The sequence below is a fragment of the Mesorhizobium sp. B2-3-14 genome, assembly GCF_006442175.1.
Lineage (GTDB): Bacteria > Pseudomonadota > Alphaproteobacteria > Rhizobiales > Rhizobiaceae > Mesorhizobium > Mesorhizobium australicum.
Genome location: NZ_VFVP01000005.1, coordinates 130,873 through 155,170, shown reverse-complemented (window position 1 = coordinate 155,170; position 24,298 = coordinate 130,873). Strand labels below are relative to the sequence as shown.

Annotated in this window: 24 protein-coding genes; 5 read left to right on the top strand and 19 right to left on the bottom strand. The window is 62.4% G+C overall.

The window, feature by feature from the left end; translation table 11 throughout:
* Nucleotides 1-160: 160 nt before the first annotated feature.
* The 12 genes from FJ950_RS15265 to FJ950_RS15205 all read right to left on the bottom strand — a co-directional run bounded on the left by FJ950_RS15265 (nucleotide 161) and on the right by FJ950_RS15205 (nucleotide 9,561).
* A complete protein-coding gene (locus FJ950_RS15265) occupies nucleotides 161-436 on the bottom strand; it encodes a sarcosine oxidase subunit delta (protein ID WP_140617375.1) in 276 nt (91 codons plus the stop codon).
* Nucleotides 437-451: 15 nt separating this feature from the next.
* Nucleotides 452-1,705: a sarcosine oxidase subunit beta family protein gene (locus tag FJ950_RS15260; RefSeq protein ID WP_140617374.1), complete on the bottom strand. Its 1,254-nt coding sequence runs from the start codon at nucleotides 1,703-1,705 to the stop codon at nucleotides 452-454.
* 91 nt (nucleotides 1,706-1,796) lie between these two features.
* On the bottom strand, nucleotides 1,797-3,104 hold the full coding sequence (glnT, locus tag FJ950_RS15255; RefSeq protein ID WP_015318915.1) for a type III glutamate--ammonia ligase: 1,308 nt from the start codon (nucleotides 3,102-3,104) through the stop codon (nucleotides 1,797-1,799).
* Between the two features lie 63 nt (nucleotides 3,105-3,167).
* Nucleotides 3,168-4,496, bottom strand: a complete 1,329-nt coding sequence (locus tag FJ950_RS15250) for an FMN-binding glutamate synthase family protein (RefSeq protein ID WP_015318914.1) — start codon at nucleotides 4,494-4,496, stop codon at nucleotides 3,168-3,170.
* A gap of 6 nt (nucleotides 4,497-4,502) precedes the next feature.
* Nucleotides 4,503-5,225 carry a GXGXG domain-containing protein gene (locus FJ950_RS15245; RefSeq protein WP_140617373.1) on the bottom strand — a complete coding sequence of 241 codons (723 nt, stop codon included), beginning with the start codon at nucleotides 5,223-5,225 and terminating at the stop codon, nucleotides 4,503-4,505.
* 4 nt (nucleotides 5,226-5,229) lie between these two features.
* Complete coding sequence (locus FJ950_RS15240; RefSeq protein WP_140617372.1) at nucleotides 5,230-6,126, bottom strand: glutamine amidotransferase family protein; 897 nt, start codon at nucleotides 6,124-6,126, stop codon at nucleotides 5,230-5,232.
* 83 nt (nucleotides 6,127-6,209) lie between these two features.
* Nucleotides 6,210-6,539 carry a hypothetical protein gene (locus tag FJ950_RS15230; RefSeq protein WP_140617371.1) on the bottom strand — a complete coding sequence of 110 codons (330 nt, stop codon included), beginning with the start codon at nucleotides 6,537-6,539 and terminating at the stop codon, nucleotides 6,210-6,212.
* Nucleotides 6,536-7,225 carry a hypothetical protein gene (locus FJ950_RS15225; RefSeq protein WP_181166354.1) on the bottom strand — a complete coding sequence of 230 codons (690 nt, stop codon included), beginning with the start codon at nucleotides 7,223-7,225 and terminating at the stop codon, nucleotides 6,536-6,538. Before FJ950_RS15225 ends, FJ950_RS15230 begins: the two co-directional genes overlap by 4 nt.
* Before the next feature lie 44 nt (nucleotides 7,226-7,269).
* Nucleotides 7,270-8,676: an APC family permease gene (locus FJ950_RS15220; protein WP_140507951.1), complete on the bottom strand. Its 1,407-nt coding sequence runs from the start codon at nucleotides 8,674-8,676 to the stop codon at nucleotides 7,270-7,272.
* A 14-nt stretch (nucleotides 8,677-8,690) separates the two neighbouring features.
* On the bottom strand, nucleotides 8,691-8,852 hold the full coding sequence (locus tag FJ950_RS15215) for a hypothetical protein (RefSeq protein WP_015318908.1): 162 nt from the start codon (nucleotides 8,850-8,852) through the stop codon (nucleotides 8,691-8,693).
* Nucleotides 8,853-8,884: 32 nt separating this feature from the next.
* The gene (locus FJ950_RS15210; RefSeq protein ID WP_015318907.1) at nucleotides 8,885-9,262 is read right to left on the bottom strand and encodes a hypothetical protein; all 378 of its coding nucleotides are present in this window, start codon (nucleotides 9,260-9,262) and stop codon (nucleotides 8,885-8,887) included.
* A gap of 11 nt (nucleotides 9,263-9,273) precedes the next feature.
* On the bottom strand, nucleotides 9,274-9,561 hold the full coding sequence (locus FJ950_RS15205; RefSeq protein WP_140617370.1) for a hypothetical protein: 288 nt from the start codon (nucleotides 9,559-9,561) through the stop codon (nucleotides 9,274-9,276).
* A gap of 286 nt (nucleotides 9,562-9,847) precedes the next feature.
* Here FJ950_RS15205 and FJ950_RS15200 point away from each other — a divergent pair, with 286 nt between their 5' ends.
* The 4 genes from FJ950_RS15200 to FJ950_RS15185 are packed head-to-tail and all read left to right on the top strand — an operon-like array spanning nucleotide 9,848 to nucleotide 13,632.
* Nucleotides 9,848-10,981, top strand: coding sequence for an aminomethyltransferase family protein (locus FJ950_RS15200; protein ID WP_140617369.1), 1,134 nt, complete (start codon nucleotides 9,848-9,850; stop codon nucleotides 10,979-10,981).
* A 42-nt stretch (nucleotides 10,982-11,023) separates the two neighbouring features.
* Nucleotides 11,024-11,620: a dimethylamine monooxygenase subunit DmmA family protein gene (locus FJ950_RS15195; RefSeq protein WP_140617368.1), complete on the top strand. Its 597-nt coding sequence runs from the start codon at nucleotides 11,024-11,026 to the stop codon at nucleotides 11,618-11,620.
* On the top strand, nucleotides 11,617-12,582 hold the full coding sequence (locus FJ950_RS15190; protein ID WP_140617367.1) for a PDR/VanB family oxidoreductase: 966 nt from the start codon (nucleotides 11,617-11,619) through the stop codon (nucleotides 12,580-12,582). The genes FJ950_RS15195 and FJ950_RS15190 overlap by 4 nt, the downstream gene beginning before the upstream one ends.
* A gap of 9 nt (nucleotides 12,583-12,591) precedes the next feature.
* On the top strand, nucleotides 12,592-13,632 hold the full coding sequence (locus FJ950_RS15185) for a DUF3445 domain-containing protein (protein WP_140617366.1): 1,041 nt from the start codon (nucleotides 12,592-12,594) through the stop codon (nucleotides 13,630-13,632).
* 119 nt (nucleotides 13,633-13,751) lie between these two features.
* On the opposite strand, the gene FJ950_RS15180 is transcribed toward FJ950_RS15185, so the two are convergent.
* Entirely contained in the window at nucleotides 13,752-14,468 is a 717-nt protein-coding gene (locus FJ950_RS15180; protein ID WP_140617365.1) for an XRE family transcriptional regulator, read from the bottom strand.
* A 257-nt stretch (nucleotides 14,469-14,725) separates the two neighbouring features.
* Between FJ950_RS15180 and FJ950_RS15175 the strand changes: the two genes are divergently transcribed.
* Entirely contained in the window at nucleotides 14,726-16,084 is a 1,359-nt protein-coding gene (locus FJ950_RS15175; RefSeq protein WP_140617364.1) for an NAD(P)/FAD-dependent oxidoreductase, read from the top strand.
* A gap of 10 nt (nucleotides 16,085-16,094) precedes the next feature.
* On the opposite strand, the gene FJ950_RS15170 is transcribed toward FJ950_RS15175, so the two are convergent.
* From FJ950_RS15170 to FJ950_RS15145, 6 genes are all read right to left on the bottom strand, one after another.
* A complete protein-coding gene (locus FJ950_RS15170; RefSeq protein ID WP_140617363.1) occupies nucleotides 16,095-18,074 on the bottom strand; it encodes an ABC transporter permease subunit in 1,980 nt (659 codons plus the stop codon).
* Nucleotides 18,071-19,138: a glycine betaine/L-proline ABC transporter ATP-binding protein gene (locus FJ950_RS15165; RefSeq protein WP_140617362.1), complete on the bottom strand. Its 1,068-nt coding sequence runs from the start codon at nucleotides 19,136-19,138 to the stop codon at nucleotides 18,071-18,073. Before FJ950_RS15165 ends, FJ950_RS15170 begins: the two co-directional genes overlap by 4 nt.
* Nucleotides 19,139-19,212: 74 nt before the next feature.
* Nucleotides 19,213-20,187 (bottom strand): ABC transporter substrate-binding protein, encoded by a 975-nt coding sequence (locus FJ950_RS15160; protein WP_140617361.1) that lies wholly within the window; start codon nucleotides 20,185-20,187, stop codon nucleotides 19,213-19,215.
* A 466-nt stretch (nucleotides 20,188-20,653) separates the two neighbouring features.
* On the bottom strand, nucleotides 20,654-21,418 hold the full coding sequence (locus tag FJ950_RS15155) for an SDR family oxidoreductase (RefSeq protein WP_140617360.1): 765 nt from the start codon (nucleotides 21,416-21,418) through the stop codon (nucleotides 20,654-20,656).
* A gap of 74 nt (nucleotides 21,419-21,492) precedes the next feature.
* Nucleotides 21,493-22,290: a DUF427 domain-containing protein gene (locus FJ950_RS15150; protein ID WP_015318895.1), complete on the bottom strand. Its 798-nt coding sequence runs from the start codon at nucleotides 22,288-22,290 to the stop codon at nucleotides 21,493-21,495.
* Between the two features lie 265 nt (nucleotides 22,291-22,555).
* Nucleotides 22,556-24,211: an ABC transporter substrate-binding protein gene (locus FJ950_RS15145; RefSeq protein WP_140617359.1), complete on the bottom strand. Its 1,656-nt coding sequence runs from the start codon at nucleotides 24,209-24,211 to the stop codon at nucleotides 22,556-22,558.
* Nucleotides 24,212-24,298: the final 87 nt, after the last annotated feature.

Sequence of the window (24,298 nt, the reverse complement as noted above, 5' to 3'; positions counted from 1 at the left end):
ATAGTGACGGGGAGAAGGGGGCTGGCCGCTAAGTTGGCTTCCTTCTTGCAGCGCTGGCGATCGGCGAAAGCGGGGACGGCAGCACCCCTCTCCCCGTCATTATACGGGGAGAGGATGCCGGCAGGCAGGTGAGGGGCGGCGCCGAGTTGGCAGGAAATATTCATTTCGCAACCTGCCTCGCCCCGGCACCCGCTGCCGGTTCAACCGCCGAAATCTCGTGCGTCAGCGTGTTGCGGGTGACCTTCAGCCAGGCCCGGCAGCCGCCGCCATGATACCAGTTCTCATCCATCACGCCGGCGATGTTGTCGCGCAGATAGACGTAATCGTAGACCTCATCTTCCGACGCTCCAGGCGCCGGCCGCACCGGCTTGGCGTCGCCGAGATAGGTGAACTCGCCGAGCTCGCGTTCACCGCAGAAGGGACAGACAATACGCATGTTTTTCGACTGTCCTCAGTGCAGGTTCGGTTGGGCGCCCTGGCCCTTTTCGTCGATGACAGCACCAGACCGGAACCGGTCGAGCCGGAAGCGGGCGGCCTCGGCGTGCGATTCATCGCGAGCAAGCAGATGGGCGAAGACGAAGCCTGAGCCGGGTGTCGCCTTGAAGCCGCCATAGCACCAGCCGGCATTGAGGTAGAGCCCGTCGACCGGTGTCTTGTCGATGATCGGCGAGCCGTCCATCGACATATCCATGATACCGCCCCATTGGCGCAGCAGCCGGACGCGGCCTATCATCGGCATCAGCGCCATGCCGCCTTCGCAGACATCCTCCATGACAGGCATGTTGCCGCGCTGGGCATAGGAATTGTAGCCGTCGATGTCGCCGCCGAAGACCAGCCCGCCCTTATCGGACTGGCTGACATAGAAATGGCCGGCGCCAAACGTCATGACGCCGGGAATGAGCGGCTTGATCGCCTCCGAGACGAAGGCCTGCAGCACATGGCTTTCGATCGGCAGCCGCAGGCCAGCCATCGCCGCGACGCGCGATGAGGACCCGGCCACCGCCATGCCGACCTTGCCGGCGCCGATCCTGCCGCGCGAGGTCTCGACACCAGTCACCTTGCCGTTGGCGTCCCTGACAAAGCCCGTGACTTCGCAATTCTGGATGATGTCGACGCCGAGTTCGCTGGCAGCGTGGGCGTAGCCCCAGGCCACCGCATCGTGCCGCGCCGTGCCGCCGCGCCGCTGCAGCAGCCCGCCCTGCACGGGAAAGCGCGCATTGTCGAAGTTCAGGAACGGGATCATCTTCTTGACCGCCGCCAGGTCGAGCAGTTCGGCATCGATGCCGTTGATGCGCATGGTGTTGCCGCGCCGTGCATAGGCGTCGCGCTGCGCATCGGAATGGTAGAGGTTGATGACGCCGCGCTGGCTGACCATCGCGTTGTAGTTGAGGTCCTGCTCCATCCGTTCCCAAAGCTTCATCGACAATTCGTAGAAGCCGGTATTGCCGGGCAGGCCGTAGTTGGAGCGGATAATGGTGGTGTTGCGGCCGGCATTGCCGGAGCCGATCCAGCCTTTTTCCAGCACCGCGACATTTTTGATGCCGAATTCGCTGGCCAGGAACCAGGCGGTGGCCAGCCCATGGCCGCCGCCGCCGATGATCACCACGTCGTAGCGGTCCTTCGGCGCGGCGTCGCGCCAGGTGCGTTGCCAGTTTTTGTGGCCGGAAAGAGCGGCGCGGGCGAGCGAGAAGATCGAGTATTTCATACGTTCATTCCGAGGTCGCTCGCCCCACGCAGGAACTTTCTTGACGCATCGCCTTTGCCGAAAACCGTGTCACACTTTTCGGTCCGATGCTCTAGATGTCCAGCGTGTGGTCGCGCTCCCATTGCGTGAAATGCGAAGCATAGGAATTCCATTCCTGGTGCTTCAGCTTTAGATATGCCGACGAGAATTCCTCACCCAGCGCCGCCTTGAGCGATTTGTCCTTGTCGAACTCGCGCAACGCATCGAGCAGGTTGAGCGGCAGCTTAGGCGCGCCCTTCACCGTGTGGCCATGCTGGTACATGTCGATATCGTAGCGCTTGCCCGGATCGGCCTTCGAGCGGATGCCGTCGAGGCCGGCGGCGATGATGACCGCCTGCAGCAGATAAGGGTTGGCAGCGCCATCCGGGAGGCGCAATTCGAAGCGGCCGGGGCCGGGCACGCGCACCATGTGGGTGCGGTTGTTGCCGGTCCAGGTCACCGTGTTCGGCGCCCAGGTCGCGCCCGAAATGGTGCGCGGCGCGTTGATGCGCTTATAGGAATTGACCGTCGGGTTGGTGATCGCGGCGAGCGCCGAAGCGTGCTTCATGATGCCGCCAAGGAAGTTCTTGCCCTTGGCGGAAAGACCGAGCTCCATCGAATTGTCGGCGAAGACATTGGTCTTGCCCGATTTGTCCCAGACGGAGATGTGGGCATGGCAGCCGTTGCCGGTCAGGCCCTGGAACGGTTTGGGCATGAAAGTGGCGCGCAGCCCATGCTTTTCCGCGATCGACTTGACCATGAACTTGAAGAAGGAATGCTTGTCCGCGGTCGGCAGCGCATCGTCGAACGCCCAGTTCATCTCGAATTGGCCGTTAGCGTCCTCGTGGTCGTTCTGGTAAGCGCCCCAGCCGAGCGCCAGCATGTGGTCGCAGATCTCGGCGATGACATCGTAACGGCGCATCACCGCTTGCTGGTCATAGCAAGGCTTCGATGCCGTGTCGTATTCATCGGAGATGGTCTTGCCGTCCGGCGAGATCAGGAAGAACTCGGCCTCGACGCCGGTCTTGACGTGCATGCCGTCGGCGGCTGCCTCGGCTATCAGCCGCTTCAGTGTGTTGCGCGGCGCCTGGTCGACGTCCTTGTCGTCCATGATGCAGTTGGCGGCGACCCAGGCGACTTCCGGTTTCCATGGCAACTGGATGACCGAGTCCGGATCCGGCACCGCCAGCATGTCGGGATGCGCCGGCGTGAGGTCGAGCCAGGTGGCGAACCCCGCAAAGCCGGCACCGTCCTTCTGCATGTCGGCGATGGCTTGCGCCGGTACCAGCTTGGCACGCTGGCCACTGAACAGGTCAGTGTAGGAAATCATGAAATATTTGACGTTTTTCGCCCTTGCGAACTCTGCAAGATCAACTGTCACTGAAGTTCCCCATTTCTTATCGATTGTTGGCCCTAGAGCATATGGCCTTCGGCCCTTTGTTGATCAGAAGCCGTTCTTCCCCGGTATCCAGTTGGTGCCGGCCAGCGGCACGCCGGCCATGGCGGCAGCCTCGATCGTCAATGCGACGAGGTCCTCGGGTTCGAGATTATGCAGGCTGTTCTTGCCGCAGGCGCGGGCGATGGTCTGCGCCTCCAGCGTCATCACCTTCAAATAGTTCGCCAACCGGCGCCCGGCGGCCACGGGGTCGACCCGCTTCATCAGTTCGGGGTCCTGCGTGGTGATGCCGGCAGGATCCTTGCCCTCATGCCAGTCGTCATAGGCGCCCGATGTGGTGCCGAGTTCGTTGTACTCCGCCTCCCAGCGGGGATCGTTGTCACCGAGCGCCACGAGTGCCGCGGTGCCGATCGACACGGCGTCGACGCCGAGCGCCAGCGCCTTGGCCACATCGGCGCCGTTGCGGATGCCGCCTGAGACGATGAGCTGAACCTTGCGGTGCATGCCGAGATCCTGCAGCGCCTGCACCGCCGGCCTGATGCAGGCGAGCGTCGGCTGGCCGACATTCTCGATAAACACTTCCTGCGTTGCAGCCGTTCCGCCCTGCATGCCGTCGACCACGACGACATCGGCGCCGGCCTTCACCGCAAGTGCTGTATCGTAGTAGGGCCGGGCGCCGCCAACCTTGACGTAGATCGGTTTTTCCCAGTCGGTGATTTCGCGCAGTTCGAGGATCTTGATCTCGAGATCGTCCGGTCCCGTCCAGTCGGGGTGGCGCGAGGCCGAGCGCTGGTCGATGCCTTTGGGCAGCGTGCGCATCTCGGCGACACGGTCGGAAATCTTCTGGCCGAGTAGCATCCCGCCACCGCCGGGCTTGGCGCCCTGGCCGACGACCACTTCGATCGCATCGGCGCGACGCAGGTCGCGCAGGTTCATGCCATAGCGCGATGGCAGGTACTGATAGACCAGTTGCTTGGAATGGCCGCGCTCTTCCTCTGTCATGCCGCCATCGCCGGTCGTGGTCGAGGTGCCCGACAGCGTCGCGCCGCGCCCGAGCGCTTCCTTGGCGGGACCGGACAGCGAGCCGAAGCTCATGCCGGCAATGGTGATCGGGATCTTCAGTTCGATAGGCTTCTTGGCGTGGCGCGAACCGAGCACCACGGATGTGTCGCAGCGCTCGCGGTAGCCTTCCAGCGGATAGCGCGAGATCGAGGCGCCGAGGAACAGAAGGTCATCGAAATGCGGCAGCTTGCGCTTGGCGCCGGCACCTCTGATATCGTAGATGCCGGTCGCCGCGGCGCGGCGGATTTCCGAGAGCGTGTAGTCGTCGAAGGTCGCGGATTTGCGCGGCGTCGTCGGCGGGTTGCGATAGGTCATGCTGCCTCAATACGCGTCGGCGTTGTCGATATTGAAATTGTAGAGCGTGCGCGCCGAGCCGTAGCGCTTGAACTCCGACGGCTTGACGCCGGTCACGCCGGCGCGGTCGAGCAGACCCTGCAGCAGTTCAAGATGCTCGAGCCGCATCTCCTTGGCGATACAGTCCGCACCAAGACTGTCGACCTTGCCGCGCACGAAGAGCCGCGCCTCGTAGATGGAATCGCCCAGTGCATCGCCGGCATCGCCCAGGACAACGAGGTTGCCGGATTGCGCCATGAAGGCCGACATATGGCCGATATTGCCGTGCACGACGATGTCGATGCCTTTCATCGAGATGCCGCAGCGCGACGAGGCATTGCCTTCGATGACCAGCAGCCCGCCCTTGCCGGTGGCGCCGGCATACTGGCTGGCATCGCCTTTGACGGTGATCGAGCCCGACATCATGTTCTCGCCAACGCCGGGGCCAGCCGAGCCGTGCACGGTGATGGCGCTGCCGGAGTTCATGCCGCCGCAGTAATAGCCGACGCTGCCGCGCACATCGATGCTGACAGGATGATCGACACCCACGGCGACCGAATGGCTCCCTTTCGGGTTGAGCACTTCCCACGCCGTCTCGTTCGAACCCGGAGCCAGATTGTGGAGCGCTTGATTGAGTTCGCGCAGCGACAGGACGTCGAGGTCGAAGACGCGCGCATGGCTGTCGCGCGTTGCCTTGGAGGTTGCCGGCATGAACTCAATGCTCCCAGAAATAAACGGTTGCGGGCTCCGGTTCCCAGACCCTCGCATTGTCTATGCCCGGCAGTTTGGTCAGGGCGCGATATTCCGAGCCGAAGGCGACATACTGGTCGGTCTCGGCCATCACGGCGGGCTTGCAGGCGATCGGATCGCGCACCACGCCAAAACCATTCTTGGTGCCGACGACGAAGGTGAAGAAACCGTCGAGGTCGGACAGCGTGCCTTCCAGCGCCTCGCCGAGGTTCTTGCCATGCGCCATTTGCGAGGAAAGGTAAGCGGCCGCCACTTCGGTGTCGTTCTCGGTCTCGAATTTCATGCCTTCGCGGATCAATTCGCGGCGGACATTGTTGTGGTTCGACAATGAACCATTGTGCACAAGGCACTGGTCGGCACCGGTCGAGAAAGGGTGCGCACCCATCGTCGTCACTGCCGATTCCGTCGCCATGCGGGTATGACCGATGCCATGCGTGCCGGTCATCTTGCGCACGTCGAAGCGATCGACGACGGCTTCGGGCAGGCCGACTTCCTTGTAGATTTCCACCGCTTCGCCGGCGCCCATGATGCGGATGTCGGGCCTGAGCGACTGGAGGGCCTCACGCGCCGCGTCGACCCTGTCCGGCGTGGTCCTGACCACCGCGTGGGTCGATTTCACCGCAATGCTCACCGGCGCTCCGACGGCCTTCGCGAGTTCGGCGTCCAGGCCGCGGAAATCGCGTTCCGGCTTCGGCGACTGGATGGTGATCTTGGCCTCGTTGCCGGATGTCGCGCCATAGATGGCGATGCCGGCACTGTCAGGGCCGCGATCGCTGAGCGATACCAGCATCTCCGACAGCATCGCGCCGAGCTTCGGCTCCAGCGCCTTGTCCTTCAGGAAAAGTCCAACGATTCCGCACATGTCAGCCTCCCGACGTTTGTGACTAAGATGATGTACCGAATGAAATCCCCTAATTCAATGGCATGAAAGAAATTTTCCTCTGGTTACGTATGCGGCTCAATGCCGCTCTGCGTATCGTTTCCTTCCGGCCGGGCATTGTGAGCCCATTTGGCGGTACGGATACGGGCGATCTTGTAGGCGTCGAGGATCGACAGCGCATAGATCAGGAAGCCGCCGGCGTGACGGCCGACGAAGCTGGCGTCCGGCGGCGAAATCCTGGCGGTCACCCAGGCCAGGATGACCATGAAGAAAAGAAACTGCAGTCCGCGCACCGGGATGCCCAGAATGACATGACCGCTTGCCGGCAGCACGATTGCGGCGCCCAGGACGAGATAAGGGCTCACTGGCGCCGGCGAAGTATCTGAAGTGCTCATGCGGCCTGCCGTTCGCTTCGGTTGATGGCGTCGCGCAGATCCGAGAGTGATACGAGCAACCGCTCGATCAGCGCAGAATCGATCCGTGTGTCACCGAACGCGGCTTGCCGGAAGACACCGTAGCGTGCCCGCTCGGCCTCGGCCAGCAGCCACACGATGCGCACTCCGTTCGGCGTGATCAGCAGCTCCTTGGCGCGGCCTTCTGAAAACGGTTCCATATGGCCGGCGATGATGCTCTGCGGGAACCGTGTGCCCCTGCGGTCTGTCCGCAGGACCGCCTCGGCCGGAAAACCGGGCGCCTTCGGCAGCGTATGCTGGAGATGGTCGAAATTGGAGAACGTCGTCGGCGAGCCCGGCCGCATCATCATGTCGAAAATGGCAGGTACCGAGACCTTCTCGGTGATCGAAACGCTGAGCCAGCGCGCCGGCAGTTTCCGCGTCGCCAGCGTGTCGACGATGGTGCGCACCTGCACGCGTTGGCCGTTCCATGATCCTTCCCAGGTGATGACGCCGGCGGTGCCGTCCGAGACATTGTCTGCATCCGCGACGACGGCGCGAATGCCCGCCTCATCGGCGGCCAACGCTGCCGAGGCCCTGTCGCGGCTGCGGCGCGCCTGCCACGCAAAGTGAAGGACGAGAGCCAGGACAATTGCCCCGGCAAGCAGTGCTGATGTCACGTCTGACATTTATCGTGCAAGGCCCATCCAAATCCTGGACGGGCCTACTCCCATCAATAGCCCTGCGGTTTCGGCCACGGCATGGTGAACTGGTCCCCACGCCGCACGAATTTGTAGCGATAGAAATGGAACCACAGCGAAATCAGGAAATAGAAGGCGACCATGGCGATCAACTGCGAGCCGAAGCCGAGGAAGATGGCGAAGAAGGTCACCACGCACAGGCAGAACAGGACGATTGCCGGCAGCGGATGGAACGGGTGCGTGTAGCCGCGGCGGATCGAGCCCAGCGGCCACTTCTTCCTGAACATCATGATGTTGATGCTCATGAAGGTGTATTGCAGCACGCCCGACAGGATCGAGAAGGTGATCGCCTGGTTGAGGTCGGCGATGAAGGCGAAGGCCAACGCGATCGGCAGCAGGAACAGGATCGAGCGATAGGGCGTGCGGTATTTCGGATGCACCGCCGAAAACCAGCTCGGCAGATAGCGGTCGCGTCCGAGCGAGAACCAGGCGCGCGCCGCGTCGTTGATGCAACCATTGGCGGAGGCAAGCGCGGCGAGCAGCGTCGCTATGAACAGGAGGTTCTCGAGCAGGGGGCTGCCGGTCAGTTTGCCGGCGTCCCACAGCGGATAATAGGTGATGCCGAGATATTCCCAAGGCATCAGCGAGGCGCAGACATACCAGGTCATGGCGGCGGCGATGAGCAGCGTGATCATGCCGGCCATGGTGCCGTAGGGCAGGGAGCGTGCCGGCGAGCGCACTTCCTCGGCGGCCTGGGTGGTCCCTTCGATGCCGAGATAATACCAGATGCCGAACTGGAAGGCGGCGATGACGCCGATCCAGCCATAGGGCAGCGCGTTGCCTGGAGTGACCAGTTCGTTGAGCTTCAGCACCGCGCCTTGCGTCCAGGGGCTGACCGAGAAGAACAGGACGACGATCGAGACATAGGCGATGGCCGTGATGACGAAGTTGACGTTGAGCGTCATCAGTACGCCGCGATAGTTGAGCCAGGCCAGCACCACGATGGTGGCGGCGATGAAGGAATTGTGGGTCAGCCCTTCCACACCCGCCTTGGCGACGATGGTGTCGCCGAGCAGGATGGCGTCGGACACTTCCAGCATCGTATAGGCAAAGACCAGGAACAGCGCGACGTTGAACGCCATCAACGGCCCGACAATGTGCTTGGCCTGCGCATACTGGCCGCCGGCGGCGGCCACTGTCGACGTCACCTCGGAATCGATCATGGCCACCGAGGTGTAGAGCAGCCCGACGACCCAGCACACGATCAGGGCAGCCAGCGCGCCGCCCTTGTCGGCCGAGAAATTCCAGCCGGTGAACTCGCCGACCAGAACGATGCCGACGCCGAGCGCCCAGACATGGGCCGGGCCAAGCACCCGAAGCAGCGATACCCGGTCGCCGTGAATTGTGGTGGTGGTGGTGTTTTCAAGCGCGACCGTCATCGATCAATCCCCACTCAGATCCGGTGTTTTTCGGAAGCGGCTTCAAGCTCGCCTTCACGCGACGAGGTCAAGACGTCCTCGGAGTAGTTCGTATCGACCTTGAACCAGTCGTAGAGCATCCACAGCGCGAGCACGATCGAGATGCCCCAGCATGCGTAAGAGAGTGCCACCCACATGATCGTGTCCCCAAATTCTTCGTCGCCAAACTTTACCTGTCGTCGAACTTCTCGTTGATCACATCGCGATATTCGCGGTCGGATGCCCGGAACAGGAACACGAAATAACCGATCAGGACGGCCGCCATGATGATCAGCGTCGGCCAGTCGATGATGTAGTGGAACCGGTTCTGGATAATGTCGTGCGCGGTCTCGGGCGTATAGCCGAGCTTTTCCCAGATCGACGCCATGGTCGGATTCTGCCCGAGCGCTTCCCAGGTCTTGGCATCGAGCGCGTCGATTGATTTTGCGGCACCGGCAAGACCAAGCTTCAGCGGCAGCCACAGCGCCACGAAGATGGCGACCACGACAACGGCGATGTCAAAGACTTGCCCGGCCTTGCTCTGCTCCGGCGGCGTATAGCGGGACATTGTTTCTCCCCTCAGGACTTGCGGTTGCGGGATGCGTCGGCGTTCTTGATGTCGAGCCCGTAGATGAATTCCTTGTCTTCCTTGTAGTGTTTGACCATCGCCAGGATGGCTGCCGTGTTGAAGATGAGCACGGCGGCGGCGGCAATGGCGACGACGGCCTTGATGCCGCCCTGCGGAATGTATGGCCATGTCATGAAGAGGACGAAGAGGATCGTCGCCCACAGGCAGATGATCAGGAGCGCGGATCCGCGCAAGTCGGAGCGGTACAGCGCCTCGATGCGCTGCTGCAGGTCTGCCATCGGTTTTCCCCTTCTTTGCCGACGCCCGGTTCCGAATCCACCGCCCGCCGCTCTCTTTCAAGAGAGTGAAATTTTTTTCATAAATTCAGACCGAATTCCGCAATTGTCAAGGCGAATTTACGCTGAGTTAACCGCTCAGTTCCGACGAGCGATTTTGCCTGACAATGAAATTATTTGCTTGCAGGGGATTGCGGGGCTCTCGCGTTTGCGATCAATATTCGACCAAGCTCCCGGCCTGGCGCACGGGAGCAGGGAACAGCAGCATTTTCGAATGGAGGACGAGCGGATGACGGCATCCTGGAGATTTTCGACCCTGGCGGATCGCCATCGTGCGCTGGGTTCGAAACTCGAAGACTGGAGCGGCATGGGCACCGCCTGGACCTACGACAAGGATGCCGACGAGGAATATATCGCCATCCGCACCAAGGCCGGCCTTATGGATGTTTCCGGCCTGAAGAAGGTGCACATCACAGGGCCGCACGCCTCGCATCTGATCGACCTCGCCACCACGCGTGACGTCGAAAAGATCTATCCCGGCAAGTCGGCCTATGCCTGCATGCTGAACGAGGCGGGAAAATTCACCGACGACTGCATCCTCTACCGCACGGGACCGAATTCCTGGATGGTGGTGCACGGCTCGGGCACCGGCCATGAGGAACTGCAGCGGGCGGCGACGGGACGGGACGTGTCGCTGCGCTTCGACGACAATCTGCACGATTTGTCGCTGCAGGGGCCAACAGCGGTCGACTATCTGGCCAAGCACGTGCCCGGCATCCGCGACCTCAACTACTTCCATCACATGCAGACGCAGCTGTTCGGCTTTCCCGTCATGATCTCGCGCACCGGCTATACCGGCGAACGCGGCTACGAGATCTTCTGCCGTGGCCAGGACGCCGGCACGATCTGGGACAGGATTCTCGACGAGGGCAAGAGCGCCGGCATCATTCCCTGCCGCTTCACCACGCTCGACATGCTGCGCGTCGAAAGCTACCTGCTGTTCTACCCCTACGACAATTCCCAAAAGTATCCGTTCGAGAATGAAGGCCCCGGCGATACGCTTTGGGAGCTCGGCCTCGACTTCACCGTCAGCCCCGGCAAGACCGGCTTTCGCGGTGCCGAGGAGCACTATCGCCTGAAGGGCAAGGAGCGCTTCAAGATCTATGGCGTCCTGCTCGACGGCAAGGAGCCGGCGGACGAGGGCGCTCCGGTCTATCGCGACGGCAAAAAGGTCGGCGTTGTCACCTGCGCCATGTATTCGCCGCTGGTCGAGAAATCGATGGGCATTGCCCGGCTCGACGTCGACTGCGCGGTCAAGGACACCACGCTCGAGATCCGCAACAAGAGCGGATCGATCAAGGCGACGGCGCAGCCCTTGCCGTTCGACGATCCCAAGAAGACCAAGCGCACGGCGAAGGGCTGAGGCATAATCGACAGCGAGGGGTTTCGAGGCACGAAGACTTAAATGGCAGCCAAGACCATCATCAGCCGGCCCATTTACGGAACCCTGTCTCCGCAGCCTGGCAGGCATCATCTGTTCATCGCCGACGCCGAAGGCGCGCTGGCGATTACCGATATGGCCCGAACCGCGCCACCTGGCTTTTTCGATTGTGCCGAGATCGTCTTCATTCCCGGTCCTGACGGCAAATATATTGCTGCCCTCGAAGGGTTGAAGCCGGCGCAATTTCACACCGCCCCGTCCTTCGCCAGTCTGCTGCCGCGTCTGAAGCAGACGCTTGATAACGCGCATATGGGTCTGCGCCTCTATCTCGCCGGCACCGAAGGGCTGATCGGGCAGGCCATGCAGGTGGCGCTCGAAGCCGGCATCGACCACACCTCCATGCAGACCGAGCATCGCGGCTCGCTGGCGCGGCGCATGCAGTGCGTGCACTGCAAGGGCATCACCGAGAATGTGACGACGCAGCCGGCGACCTGCTCGCATTGTGGCCTGCTGCTTCTCGTGCGCGATCACTATTCCCGGCGCCTTGCCGCGTTCCAGGGCGTCTGCATCAATGCCGAGGATCGCAGTGAAATTCCTCCGATGGAGGAGATATTTCGATGAGCACCGGCACCACCAAGCTCGACGTCGTCGTCAGCGATGTCGTCCCGGTCAATGAGCTGGTCACCCGGTTCCATTTTCGCCGGCGTGATGGCGAGCTGTTGCCGACCTTTTCCGGCGGCGCCCATGTCGTGGTCGAGATGCGCGATGGCCAGCGCACAAGGCTCAATCCCTATTCGCTGATGGGCTCGCCGCTAGACACGCGCGAATACACCATCTCGGTGCGCCGCGACGACGTCGGTCGCGGCGGCTCGCTGTTCATGCACAGGTCGGTCAAGCCGGGCCTGGAGATGGTGATCAGCTATCCGGTCAATCTTTTTTCGCTCGATCTGCGCGCCAAGAAACACCTGATGCTGGCCGGCGGCATCGGCATCACGCCGTTCATGGCCCAGACCGCGCAACTGGCGGGGGAGGGCGGCAATTTCGAACTGCACTACACCTGCCGCACCGCTTCGCTTGGCACTTATGCCGACGTGCTGCGGGAACGCTACGGGCGTCGCGTCCGGCTCTATCACGATGACCTCGAGGAGCGGATCGAACTCGACCGGTTGCTATCCTCGCAGCCGCTCGGGACGCACCTCTATGTCTGCGGCCCGGCCGGCATGATCAACTGGGTGCGCGACCGCGCAGCTAACCTCGGCTGGCCGCCGGAGACCGTCCACTACGAGCATTTCGCGGCACCGCAGCCCGGCCTGCCATTCGACGTGACGCTTGCCGTCAGCGGCAAGACCATCCGCGTCGGCGAGCAGCAGAGCCTGCTGGAAGCCATCGAAGCCGCCGGCGTCGATCCGCCCTATCTCTGCCGTGGCGGCGTCTGCGGCCAGTGCGAAACCAACGTCATCTCTTGTGACGGCAAATTCATCCACAACGACCATTGGCTGAGCGAGGAAGAGCACCGTTCGGGCAGGAAGATCATGCCGTGCGTGTCGCGCTTCGAGGGCAGGTCGCTGGTCTTGGAAAGATAGGAGGCGAGAATGGGCATCACCTTTCGCAAGGAAACGTTCCGCGACGACTTCACTTTCAAGAACAGCCCCGAGCACATCAGGCGGTTTCCGTTCCCCTTCCATGAAGACAGCTACATGTACGCCGTCAACATCGAGCCGCATGTCGTCGGGCCGAAGGGCTCGGTGCTTGAAAACCTGATCGACGTCGACGAACACTATGTCGCCGAGATGCAGGACCGCGCCTTGGTGCTCGCCGAGGATCCCCTGCGCTGCCAGTCGCTGCCGCACATGACGCTCGCCGGCTGGGATCTGCTGGAGCTTTTGATGGAGCAGCAGGCGCTGGGCTATCCCGAGCATTTCACGCTGACGCGCGACGGCGACCGCTGGCGCTGGATCAACCGGCCGCTCGGCATCGACGATACTTTCACCTTCGGCGACACCTCGACTTTGCCTTACGGGCCGATGGAATACATCACCCGTCAGAGCCAGGGCGATTTCTGCATCCTCGACCAGCGCGACGGCAATCTATGGATGGACGCCGGCATGGTCACCACCCAGGCCGACTGGTCGCTCGATTTCGACATCGGCATGAATTTCTTCGAATGGCACGCGCCTGTGCCGCTGGCACATGAGAAGGGTATTTTCACGCGCGCGCTGAAGTTCCTCACCAACATCCAGCAGTGCAAGCCGGCACGGCGCCTGAACTGGACGATGACCATCAATCCGCGGCTGGATACCAGCCCGGAGAATTATCACAAGTGGGGTCCGGACCGCGCGACGGTGACGTCGGAGAATGTCGGCGACAAGGTGCATCTGCGGGTCGAACTGCAGAGCTTCTGGCGGCTGCCGCGCTCCAATGGCATCGTCTTTCCGATCCGCTGCTACCTGATCAAGATGGACGAACTGGTGACGCAGCCGAAATGGGCACGGCGCCTGCACCGCGTCATCCGCGACTTACCCGAGGAACTCGCCAGCTACAAAGGCCTCACGCGCTTTCGCCCGACACTGGTCGAGTGGTTGTCGAAGCTGGACGATGGCAGCCCGACGAGCCCGGGGTTCGGGCCGGATTGAAAGCCCCCCTCGTCCGGCCGCTTCGCGGTCACCTCCCCGAGGGGAGAAGAGATCGCCAACGCTGGCGTCGGGCTCCTCTGCCCTAGGGGCAATCCGGGTGAGGGGCTGCGGCGGCCCGCCTACCCAGCACTGCCCTGCGGGTAGCAGATAATCGACAAATACCGCATCGGCAGTTTCGTCAGTTGCTCCGGTCCGTGCGGCGCGTCGGCGTCGAAGAACAGGCTGTCGCCGGGCTTCATCGGGTAGAGGTTGCTGCCGTGCCGGTAAACGACCTCGCCCTCGAGCATATAGAGGAACTCCATGCCCTCGTGCTGGAAGGTCGGGAATACGTCGGAATCCTCGGTCAGCGTGATCAGATAGGGCTCGACGACGACGCCGCTGGTGTTCGAACCGATATGGCCAAGCAGATTATACTGGTGGCCGGCGCGCGTGCCGCGGCGCTCGACGTCGAGGCCTTGGCCGGCCTTGACGAAGACGGCGCTGCGTTCTTCCTCGAAGCGGCGGAAGAAGGCGGTGACGGGAACGCCGAGCGCCCGCGACAGTGCCTGCAAGGTGGTCAGCGACGGAGAGGTGATGCCGTTCTCGATCTTCGACAACATGCCCAGCGAAATATCGGTGGCGACCGCGAGATCCGCCACGGTGATGCCGAGCTTCTTGCGGAAGGCCCGCACCTCGCGGCCGATCGCGACCTCCAGCACTTTTTCGCGTGTATCGCGAATGGCGTGCGGGTTTTGTGTCAGCGGCGCGCGTATGGTCCTGCCGTCCGCCGACACTTTCGGCGACGGCTTTGCCTTTGCGCTCGCGGGAGCCTTGGAATTCGAATTCGCCTTTGCCATGTCGCCCCCAATCGTCAGGATTTATTTCACTCAAGGTGAACATGTCAGGTGCCGATACAGGACCGCAACCGCAACGGCAAGCCATCTTATGTTGCGCGCGGCAGTGCGACCATCGCGGCGCCCGCGGGTTTTCCGCCAGGAATCCACTGCGCGCAAACGCCGTTCCAGCAGATGTCTGTTGACAGCACCAAGAGGCCAATTACTGTCACTGCCAGTGAAATTTGTTTCGCTGGGGAAATCAAAAAAGGAGGCCCGGAATGAACACTCGCGTTGCCGTCATCGGAGCCGGACCGTCCGGTCTGGCCCAACTCAGGGCTTTCAAGTCGGCGGCCGACAAGGGCGCCGAGATTCCCGAGATCGTCTGCTTCGAAAAGCAGTCCGACTGGGGTGGCCTGTGGAACTACACCTGGCGTACCGGCCTCGACGAACATGGCGATCCCGTACACGGCTCGATGTACCGCTATCTCTGGTCGAACGGGCCGAAGGAATGCCTGGAATTCGCCGACTACACATTCGAGGAGCATTTCGGCCGGCCGATCGGCTCCTACCCGCCACGTGCGGTGTTGTGGGACTACATCAAGGGCCGCGTCGAGAAGTCGGGCCTGCGCAAATGGGTGCGCTTCAACAGCCCGGTGCGTATGGTCACCTTCTCGGACGAGACGAAGAAATTCACCGTCACCGCGCATGACCGCACCAACGACGTGACCTATTCGGAAGAGTTCGACAATGTCGTCGTCGCTTCCGGGCATTTTTCTGTGCCCAACGTGCCCTATTTCGAGGGCTTCTCGACCTTCAACGGCCGCATCCTGCACAGCCACGATTTCCGCGACGCCATGGAGTTCAAGGGCAAGGACATCCTGATCATCGGCCGCTCCTATTCGGCCGAGGACATCGGTTCGCAGTGCTACAAATATGGCGCCAAGTCGATCACCTCCAGCTATCGTTCCAAACCGATGGGTTTCAAATGGCCCGAGAATTGGAAGGAAGTGCCGCTGCTGCAAAAGGTCGTCGGCAAGACGGCGCATTTCAAGGACGGCACGACCAAGGATGTCGACGCCATCATCCTGTGCACCGGCTATCTCCATTCCTTCCCGTTCCTGACTGACGATCTCAAGCTCAAGACCGCCAACCGCATGTGGCCGTTGGACCTCTACGAGGGCGTTGTCTGGGAGAAGAACCCGAAGCTGTCCTATATCGGCATGCAGGACCAGTTCTACACCTTCAACATGTTCGACGCGCAGGCCTGGTTCGCGCGCGACGTCATCATGGGCCGCATCAAGCTGCCGTCGGCCGAGGCGATGGCAGCGCATGGCGCCAAATGGCGCGCCCGCGAGGAGACGCTGGAGGACGCCGAGCAGATGATCTGGTTCCAGGGCGACTACACCAAGGAATTGATGGACCAGACCGACTATCCCGGCTTCGACGTCGAGGCGGTCAACCAGACCTTCATGGAGTGGGAGCACCACAAGGCCGAAGACATTATGAGCTTCCGCGATCATTCCTATCGCTCGCTGATGACCGGCACCATGGCGCCGCTGCACCATACGCCCTGGCTGCAGGCATTGGACGATTCCATGGAGAGCTATCTCGAGGTGAAAGGAGTGGCGGCCGAGTAGGCCGCCGCCGCTACCCCAGCCTTGCCCGCGCCTTGGCCGTCCAGGCATTGAACAGCCGGTCGGCGACGATGCCGATGAAGGCGATGGCGAGGCCGGCGACGATGCCGCGGCCGGAATCGGCTTTCGACAGCGCGATGAACACTTCCTGGCCGAGATCGCGCGTGCCGACCATGGCGCAGATGATGATCATTGCCAACGCCATCAGGATGGTCTGATTGACGCCGAGCATGATCTCCGGCAGCGCCAGCGGCAGTTGCACGCGGAAAAAGGTCTGGCGCGGGGTGCAGCCCGACACTTTCGCTGCCTCGATCAGTGCCGGCGGCACCTGCCTTATGCCGTGATTGGTGTAGCGGATCGCCGGCACTACGGCGAAGGCTATCGTTGCAATCATCGCCGTCACGTCGCCAACCCTGAACAGCATCACGACCGGGATGATGAAACAGAAGGACGGCAGCACCTGCAGGGTGTCGATGACGGGTGTGACGATCTTTTCGAAACGGTCGCTACGGGCTGCCATCAGGCCGATGGGAATGCCGATCAGGCAGGCGATGAAGGCGGAGATGCCGCAGAGATAGACCGTCGCCATGGTCTTTTCCCACAGGCCGGTGACCGCGCAGAAAGCGGTCAGCATTGCCACCAGGACGGCCAGCCGCGGGCCGGAAAGCTGGTAGCCGGCAAGGCCGAGCAGGAACACCGCGCCCAGCCAAGGGAAGCCCTCGCAGAAGGCGCGCAGCGGATTGAGCACATTGAGGATCAGCGCCACGCGGAAGGCTTCGATGAGATCGAAGAAGTTGATCGTCACCCAGTTCACCGCCGCTTTCCACAGTGGCGCGGTGGTGAAGGTGATCGCCTTGGGCACGGCCGCGAAGGCGGGTACGAACAGGCCGAGCAGAGTGGTGACGGCAAGGATGGCGACTGCGAGCGTCAGATTGGGATAGCGGCGCCAGAACCCCGGGCTCGCGGATCGGTGGACATTGCCCTTCGCCTGCTTGTGGGCAATGGCCTGGCTCAGCCGGTCGAGCGCGATGGCCAGCGCGACGATGGCAAGCCCGGCTTCCATCGCCTCGCCGACCTTGAGCGCGCGTAGCGCCAAAAGCACGTCGTAGCCTAGGCCGCCGGCGCCGATCATCGAAGCGATGATCACCATGTTGAGTGCCAGCATGATCACCTGGTTGACGCCGACCATCAGCGTCGGCCGCGCCGACGGCAGCAGCACGCGCCACAATTTCTGCCGCGCCGTGCAGCCTGCCATCTCGCTGAAATCGTCGATCTCGGACGGCACCCGAGACAGGCCCAGCATCGTTGCCCGCACCATCGGCGGCGTGGCGAAGATGGCGGTGGCGATCATCGCCGAGACCGGGCTGTTGCCGAACAGCAGCAGCATCGGGATGAGATAGGCGAAGGTCGGGATCGTCTGCATCAGGTCAAGTGCTGGGGAGACCACAAGCCGCTCGGCCCACGGCCTGCGCCAGGCCCAGATGCCGGCGAATAGCCCGGTGAGAATGCAGAACGGCACCGCGATCGAGATCAGCGCCAGGGTCAGCATGGCACTGGTCCATTGGCCGAACAGCGCGATGTAGAGGAAACATCCGCCAACCAGCAGGCTGAGCTTCCTGCCTCCCGCCGCGTGGCCGGCGAGGAAGGCGACGGCGCAGACGCCAACCCAGGACAAACGCGGCAGCACGAAAGCGTCGGCGCCATGGCCGAACTTGAAATTCTTGGCCAAGAGATTGAGCGCGAAGTCGAGCGGCACGCCGAGCACCGCGGTGACCGAGCGCGTCAGCCAGGACAGGTTCGACTTGATCCAGCCCATCAGCGCGCTGACCCAGTCGGCGACGGGGACGACCGCCTCGACCGGGTAGTTGACGGCCCATGGCAGCCTGTCCTGCAGCAGGAACATCACCAGCACGGCGGCAAGCGCGAGCACCCAGATCGCCAGCCACCGTTGGATCGGCGGCCTTGTCTGGCTGGCGTTTGCGGTTACCGTCATGCGCCGGCTCGCTCGATGCCGGCCAGAAGATCGATCACCGCTTGCGGCGTCACTTCGCCGATCGGCGTGCCGGTGCCGTTGATCACGGCGAAGGGTTTGCCGGCGGCAACGATGCTGGCCGAAAAACTCGATATCTTGGCCTCGGGCGCCACCGTGCCGCCGTGCTCGGCGCCATCGCAGCTACGCATCAGGCTGTGCGCCGAGATCACCTTGGCGCGGTCGACGTCGCGGGTGAACTCGGCGACATAGTCGGTCGCCGGATTGACCACCAGTTCCTCCGGCGTGCCGATCTGGATGACTTGGCCGTCCTTCATGATAGCGATGCGGTCGGCCAGCCTGATGGCCTCGTCGAAATCATGGGTGATGAAGACAATGGTCTTGTGCAGCATGGTCTGCAGCCGCATCAGCTCGTCCTGCATCTCGCGGCGGATCAGCGGATCGAGCGCCGAGAACGGCTCGTCGAGAAACCAGATCTCCGGCTTGGTGGCGAGGCTGCGGGCGATGCCGACACGCTGCTGCTGGCCGCCCGACAGTTCGCGCGGATAGAAATGCTCGCGGCCGCGCAGACCGACGAGTTCGATGACTTCCCGGGCGCGCGCCTCGCGTCTCGTCCGATCCTGTCCCTGGATACTCAGAGGAAAGGCGATGTTGTCGAGCACGTTGAGATGCGGCAACAGCGCGAAATTCTGGAACACCATGCCCATGCGATGGCGCCTGAGCTCGATCAGGGCGGCATCGGAAATCTTGAGCAGGTCCTTGCCTTCGAATTCGACCTTGCCATGTGTCGGCTCGACCAGCCGCGACATGCAGCGCACCAGCGTCGACTTGCCGGAGCCGGACAGGCCCATGATGATGAAGATCTCGCCCTGGCGGATTTCGAGGTCGACGGCGCGCACCGCCCCGACAAGGCCTGCCGCCGAAACCTCCGCCATGCTGGCCTTGCCGTCACGCTCGCGGATGAAATTGGCGGCGTTCGAGCCGAACAGTTTCCAGACGTTGCGGCAAGCAAGTTTTATCGGCCGGGCATCCGTCGCGTCGGATGCCTGTTCAATCGCTTCCGTCATTCAGTCGCCCTTCTGGAACATCAGGAATTGAGGCCCGGCCGGTCAACAGCCGGGCCTCCCTTTCCAGTCGGAGGTCACTGCGCCCAGGCCTTCCAGTCTGCCTCGTGAGCGGCGATCCAGGCGGCGGCGACGTCTTCCGGCGTCTTGCCGTCAAGATCGATCTCGCCGCTCATCTTGTTCAACTCGTCGGTGTCGATCGTGTAGGCCTTGGCCACTTTGTAGGCGACCGGCCATTTGTCTTTCATGCCGTTCCAGGAGTACTTCCAGATCTCGCCATGCGGTTTGCCGCAGTCGTATTTGGCGTCCGGGTTCACGCCCCATTTCGGGTCGGTATAGCATTCGGGCGTGTATTCGGGGAATTGCACCCATTCGCCCTTGTATTTTGCAGGCGCCCAATGCGGCGAATAGATCCACAGCATGATCGGCGCCTTGCGCTGATAGGCGGAGTCCAACTCGGCGAACATCGCGGCATCAGTGCCGGCATGGATCACGGTGAAGGGCAGCTTCAGCGCCGCGACACGCTCGTCGTCAAAGCCTTCCCAGGTCACCGGGCCGCCGAGATAGCGCCCCTTTGGCGCCGTCTCGGCGGTCGAGAACGATGCCGCGCAAGTGGCGTCGAGCAGAGCGTGCCAGTCCGGCAAGGTCGGACATTTCTCCTTCATGTATTCGGGAAACCACCACTCTTCCTTGGCCTTCGGGCCGAGCTTGCCGAGCCTTTCGGTCTGGCCCGTGGCATCGGAGGCCTTCATCGCTTCGCCGGCCGTCGTATCCCAGAATTCCAGGCCGACATCGATATCGCCATTGGTGAGGCCGGTTGTCAGGCTGGAGAGATAGTCGGCGGTCGGGTATTCGACGGTATAGCCGAGCTTTTCCAGGATGCCGCCGAGGATCTTGGCGTTGAGATTGACGCTGGTCCAGTCGAACAGCGCGATCTTGATCGGGTCGTTGGATTCCGGCGCCGCTGCCTGCGCTGTCGGCGTCAGGACACTTGCCGCGGCAAGTGCAAAAGCTCCCATTGAGGATTTCGATATCACACTGCGGAATGGCATTGCTTGGTTCTCCTTCAAGCTGTGACGGTTATTGGTCGTTCCCTTGTTGCGTCTTTTCTTGATTGTGTTGGAAAGGCAGGCTGTTGTGCAAGACCGTTCTCGCCATGTCGGGACCAAAGCCGGCACAGGCGCGATGATGCTCGATTTCGGTGAGGACGGACGCTGCCGAGACAGCCAGTCTCATGGCCGATCGATCGCCGCGATGGCGATCGTCCGCGGATCAATTGTCAGTCCTGCGGCGCCATGCAACATGCGAGCCATCAAGGTCCCATGATCCCGAGCATTTCCAGCGGAATTGCTCTCGGCTGTCGCCCTGGCAAGCCCCATTTCGCCAGCGCGGTTTCACAGGATGAAAATATATATACCAACGTTCATGCCGCGCAACGACTAACGCCGCGAAGAAGCAGAATTCCAGACCGCAGGCGAAGCCGGCCGACGACGGCGGGACACGGGTCGCACGCCCTGTTTACCAGCAGACGTAGCCGCCATCGACGATCAGGTCGAGGCCGGTGACGAAGCTCGACGCGCGGCTGGCCAGGAAAACCGTCGGCCCGACCATTTCCTCCGGCGCCGCCATGCGTCCCATCGGCGTGTCGCGTTTGAAGATCTTCACCTCTTCGGCCACCTCCGGCCGTTTATTCATCGGCGTCAGCGTGTAGCCCGGGCTGACGACGTTGACGCGCAGCCCACGATCGGCCCACTCCATGGCGAGGCTCTTCGACATGTGGATGACGGCGGCCTTCGAGGAATTGTAATGCGCCTGCGTCAGTCCGCGATTGACGATGGTGCCCGACATCGAGGCGATGTTGATGATCGAGCCCTTGCCCCGCGCCAGCATCTTGCGCGCTTCTGCCTGGCAGGACAGGAACACGCCGGCGACATTGACCTCGTGCACCTTCCGCCATGTTTCCAGCGCCAGTGTCTCCGCTGGTTCGGAGCCGGCAATGCCGGCATTGTTGACGGCGACCGTCAACGGGCCGAGTTCGGCTTCGACGCGATCGATGGCCGTGGCCAGGTCGCCCTCCGACGTCACTGTGCCCGTCAGCACCAGCGCCCTGCGGCCGAGTGCCGTGACCCGGTGAGCGGTTTCGTCCAGCCCACCCTTCGACGCATGGCCAAAACAAGCGACATCGGCGCCTGCCTCGGCCAGTCCGATCGCGATTGCCTGGCCAATGCCGCTGCCAGCCCCGGTGACCAGCGCAACGTCGCCGTCCAGTTTAAAAAGATCCATCGATAGCCCTCCTGCTCAAGGAGGGTATGCGCTGACCTATATCTCGATCAAGCCTTCAGCGGGCTGCGGCATGCCTAGAAATATCCGTCGGACGCGGCCGTGGCTTCCTTTGAGATCTCGACCCCATCGACCAGGATCTTGTCGACCAGTTCGTGGTGGAAGCAGACCAGTCCCTTGATGCGTTCTGCCTCATGCACCGGCTCCGGATAGTACCAGACCATGTTCTCGTGCCGTTTCTTGGGCGTGGTCACGTGATAATAGTTGGAAATGCCCTTGTAAGGGCAGCGTGAGATGTAACGGCTGGGCGCGAACATATCGAGCCGCGTGTCGGAGATCGGCAGATAGTGGCGCACCGGGTGGCCGGTTTCGAACAGGAACACGCCGCGCCGTGAATCGGCGACCTGCTCGCCATCGAGGATGACCTGGACGCGCCGCGACGACGGCAGGCAGTCGACGCGCCGGAACGGGTCGCGGGCGTGCACGAAGATCTCCTCGTCTTCCTCGAACCAGTGGCCCATCTTGCTCCACACGAACGACATGTAGCCCGCGATCGGCGGACAACCCTTGACCGGATCGAGATAGCGCCATGCACCGTCTTCGACCAAGGTGATGCCTGTATTGAGCGAGTAGTGCGTGGCAACGCCCTTGTACGGATCTTCCGTCGTCGTCTTTGAGGGCAGCAGGAACTCCTCGCGCACGTCCTCGATCGGGAAATAGTAGACCGGCAGATGATCGGATTCGTACAACACCAATGCCTTGGTGGTGTCGGCAACGGTCATCGAGCCGACCTGGACCCGCAGCCGCTTCAGCGACGGCATGGTGAAGGCGACATAGCCGGGCTCGAACTCGTACTGCTCGATAGTGTCGAGCACGGGGAAATGCGGTCCGCGACCGCGCAGATGAGGCTTGCGAATGGTAGTCTCCTGTTTCTGTCTGTCGTCGGCGCGTGGTTAGGACGATATGAGGCTGGGCCGACGGCCGGCGAGTGCTCCCGGACGGTGGGCGTTTGCCGGTGTCGAACCGTTGGAGCGATGGCCCCCCATCGTTCGTCGCGGGCCTGTTGCCGGATAGCCTCACGCCCGAAACACGGAGCCGTCCAATATTGCTTCTGCCTGCCGAGCATGATCTTGGCAGCATCTACCCCAGCGACACCCGATCGAGCAGCAGCCCGGCGGCGATCGGCGGCAAGCCGCTGACATTCTTGCGCACCGGCACCAGGAGATCGGGGAAGTAGCTGAAGATGATGGGTGTCTCGTCGAGCAGCAGTTTCTGGATGTCGGAGGCTGCCGCGCGCTGCGCGCCGATATCGAGCGCCTTGAGATAGCTCGTGACCATGCCGTCATAGGCAGGGCTCTTGAAATGCGCCGCGTTCCAGGGGCCGTCGCTGACCAGCGGGCTCTTGAGGAACACATTCGGCACGCTGCGATGAGCGTAGTCGGTGATGCCGAGCGGGCTGTCCAGCCAGTCCGATTGGCCGAATACGGCCTTGCCGTAATATTTGTCCTGGTCTTCTATGTTGAGCGAGATGCGGGCGCCGATCTCCTTGGCGAAATTCTGGAACAGCTGCGCGTAGCCGGGAATATCGGAGTAGCGCAACGTCGTCAGTGTGATGTCGAAACCATCGGCAAGCCCCGCCGCCTCCATGAGTTGCTTGGCCTTGGCGATATCCTGCGTGCGTTGCGGCACCGACTTGTCGGTGGCCGGGAAGGCCGGCGCGAACGGGCTGTCATTGCCGGTCGCGGCCATGCCGCGGCACAGTCCGTCGACCAGCTTGGACCGATCGATGTTAAGCGCCAGCGCCTGGCGCACGCGCTTGTCGGTGAAGGGCGCCATGTCGCAGCGCATGTGCAACTGGCGATGCGCGGTCGAGGCGACGCGCAGCACCGTGATGTCGGGGCTGTTCAGCACCACCTGGCTGACATCGAGCGGAACCGCGTCGAGAATGTCGACCTCGCCGGCCTGCAGCGCCAGGATGCGCGGCTGCACGTCGCCGTAGAACTTGAATTCGAGCCGGTCGGGCAATGCCTTCTCGCCCCAATAGTCGGGATTGCGCACGAAGGTCGCGCCGACCTTCGGCGTATAGGTCTCCATCCGGAACGGCCCGGTACCCTCAAAAGTCTTTTCGTAATCGCCTTTGTAGCTCGCCGGCAGGATGACGGCGTTGTAATTGTCGATCGACACCGAATAGGGAAAGCTGCCGTTCGGCGCATCGAGATGGAAGGCGACGGTGTGATCGTCGACCTTCCGGGTTCCACCCTTCGACAACAGGCCCTTGAACACCGACAGCGCGTTGGAGGCGCCGTTGGGATCGGCCAGCCGGTCGAACGTTGCGACGACGTCGTCGGCTTTGAATTCCTCACCATTGTGGAATTTTACGCCCTTGCGCAGCTTGAAGGTCCAGACGCTGCCGTCCGCATTGGGCGACCAGCTTTCCGCCAGAACCGGCTTCAAGGTCAGATCCGGCTGGGTGATGCAAAGGAATTCGGCGGTCTGGAAAACCAGCTGATAGCTGCCACTGTCATAGAAGGTGACGGGATCGATGGCACCGCCGGGCGTGGCCACGCCGGCGCGCACCGTGCCGCCCGACTTGCCCTCGGCGCGGGCCTTCCGCGTGCCGAAACCGGCCGCTCCCAAAATGCCGCCAAGCAACGGCAGCGACAGGCCAAGCATGCTGCCGTGGCGGAGAAAATTACGCCGGTCGAGCCTGCCTGCCAGCAACTCGTCGACAGCGGAATTTTCGATTTCCGTGAGGCTTTTGCGGGCGGCGTCGATCGTCATGAAATGCCTTGGCATGGCTGCATTCCTCGCTTGCCCTCGGGAGAATGGCCATTTAGGTCATTGTTGACCGCGACCGGAAAGCGATATTTTTTGATGAGGCCC

Excerpts from the sequence above, each read along its gene's own strand:
- FJ950_RS15265 (WP_140617375.1), bottom strand. The coding sequence starts at position 436 with ATGCGTATTGTCTGTCCCTTCTGCGGTGAACGCGAGCTCGGCGAGTTC.
- FJ950_RS15260 (WP_140617374.1), bottom strand. The coding sequence starts at position 1,705 with ATGAAATACTCGATCTTCTCGCTCGCCCGCGCCGCTCTTTCCGGCCAC.
- FJ950_RS15250 (WP_015318914.1), bottom strand. The coding sequence starts at position 4,496 with ATGACCTATCGCAACCCGCCGACGACGCCGCGCAAATCCGCGACCTTC.
- FJ950_RS15245 (WP_140617373.1), bottom strand. The coding sequence starts at position 5,225 with ATGCCGGCAACCTCCAAGGCAACGCGCGACAGCCATGCGCGCGTCTTC.
- FJ950_RS15240 (WP_140617372.1), bottom strand. The coding sequence starts at position 6,126 with ATGTGCGGAATCGTTGGACTTTTCCTGAAGGACAAGGCGCTGGAGCCG.
- FJ950_RS15230 (WP_140617371.1), bottom strand. The coding sequence starts at position 6,539 with ATGAGCACTTCAGATACTTCGCCGGCGCCAGTGAGCCCTTATCTCGTC.
- FJ950_RS15225 (WP_181166354.1), bottom strand. The coding sequence starts at position 7,225 with ATGTCAGACGTGACATCAGCACTGCTTGCCGGGGCAATTGTCCTGGCT.
- FJ950_RS15220 (WP_140507951.1), bottom strand. The coding sequence starts at position 8,676 with ATGACGGTCGCGCTTGAAAACACCACCACCACCACAATTCACGGCGAC.
- FJ950_RS15215 (WP_015318908.1), bottom strand. The coding sequence starts at position 8,852 with ATGTGGGTGGCACTCTCTTACGCATGCTGGGGCATCTCGATCGTGCTC.
- FJ950_RS15210 (WP_015318907.1), bottom strand. The coding sequence starts at position 9,262 with ATGTCCCGCTATACGCCGCCGGAGCAGAGCAAGGCCGGGCAAGTCTTT.
- FJ950_RS15205 (WP_140617370.1), bottom strand. The coding sequence starts at position 9,561 with ATGGCAGACCTGCAGCAGCGCATCGAGGCGCTGTACCGCTCCGACTTG.
- FJ950_RS15200 (WP_140617369.1), top strand. The coding sequence starts at position 9,848 with ATGACGGCATCCTGGAGATTTTCGACCCTGGCGGATCGCCATCGTGCG.
- FJ950_RS15195 (WP_140617368.1), top strand. The coding sequence starts at position 11,024 with ATGGCAGCCAAGACCATCATCAGCCGGCCCATTTACGGAACCCTGTCT.
- FJ950_RS15190 (WP_140617367.1), top strand. The coding sequence starts at position 11,617 with ATGAGCACCGGCACCACCAAGCTCGACGTCGTCGTCAGCGATGTCGTC.
- FJ950_RS15185 (WP_140617366.1), top strand. The coding sequence starts at position 12,592 with ATGGGCATCACCTTTCGCAAGGAAACGTTCCGCGACGACTTCACTTTC.
- FJ950_RS15180 (WP_140617365.1), bottom strand. The coding sequence starts at position 14,468 with ATGGCAAAGGCGAATTCGAATTCCAAGGCTCCCGCGAGCGCAAAGGCA.
- FJ950_RS15175 (WP_140617364.1), top strand. The coding sequence starts at position 14,726 with ATGAACACTCGCGTTGCCGTCATCGGAGCCGGACCGTCCGGTCTGGCC.
- FJ950_RS15170 (WP_140617363.1), bottom strand. The coding sequence starts at position 18,074 with ATGACGGTAACCGCAAACGCCAGCCAGACAAGGCCGCCGATCCAACGG.
- FJ950_RS15165 (WP_140617362.1), bottom strand. The coding sequence starts at position 19,138 with ATGACGGAAGCGATTGAACAGGCATCCGACGCGACGGATGCCCGGCCG.
- FJ950_RS15160 (WP_140617361.1), bottom strand. The coding sequence starts at position 20,187 with ATGCCATTCCGCAGTGTGATATCGAAATCCTCAATGGGAGCTTTTGCA.
- FJ950_RS15155 (WP_140617360.1), bottom strand. The coding sequence starts at position 21,418 with ATGGATCTTTTTAAACTGGACGGCGACGTTGCGCTGGTCACCGGGGCT.
- FJ950_RS15145 (WP_140617359.1), bottom strand. The coding sequence starts at position 24,211 with ATGCCAAGGCATTTCATGACGATCGACGCCGCCCGCAAAAGCCTCACG.